At 77.1% G+C, this 467-nt stretch carries 1 protein-coding gene; it reads right to left on the bottom strand.

What is annotated here, in order from left to right:
• Positions 1–467: hypothetical protein (locus G3I65_RS16290; RefSeq protein ID WP_160696862.1), on the bottom strand; the 467-nt coding region annotated here is incomplete at both ends.

The following is a 467-nucleotide window of genomic DNA, read 5'->3' as shown; positions in this document are numbered from 1 at the left end:
GAGGTGGTCCTGGAGCTGGCCCAGCACCCACTCGGTGAGGTCGTGCGCGGCCGGGACGACGCCGTCGGCGTGCACCGGCACCAGCGGCACCAGGACCAGCTCCGGGGCGGGCGAGTCCGGCCCGCTCTCCTGCGCCACCAGCGCGAGGTCCAGGTAGACCTCCACCACGCGGCTGAGCTCGTGGACCGCGCCGGCCAGGCCGAACTCGTTGGCACCGGCCAGCACCAGCCGGTCGGGTTCCGGGCGGTCCTCGGGCAGCGACGTCAGCGGCGTCCAGTCCCAGCGGAAGAGCGAGTCGCGGTGGGCGCCGCGGGCCGCCTCGGCCGAGACCGCCCGCAGGAGCAGGGATTCGACCGTGGCGACCGGCTTCCCGCCGGTGTCGGCGACGTCGACGCGCACCGAGCCCGGGCCCGTGGCGGCCAGCCGGACGCGCACGGTGGACGCGCCCGCGGCGTGCAGGGTCACCC

Origin of the sequence: Amycolatopsis sp. SID8362 (assembly GCF_010550475.1) — a bacterium.
GTDB classification, from domain to species: domain Bacteria; phylum Actinomycetota; class Actinomycetes; order Mycobacteriales; family Pseudonocardiaceae; genus Amycolatopsis; species Amycolatopsis eburnea.
The sequence above is the reverse complement of the archived record's forward strand: the minus strand, read 5'-3'. Positions and strand labels throughout refer to the sequence as shown.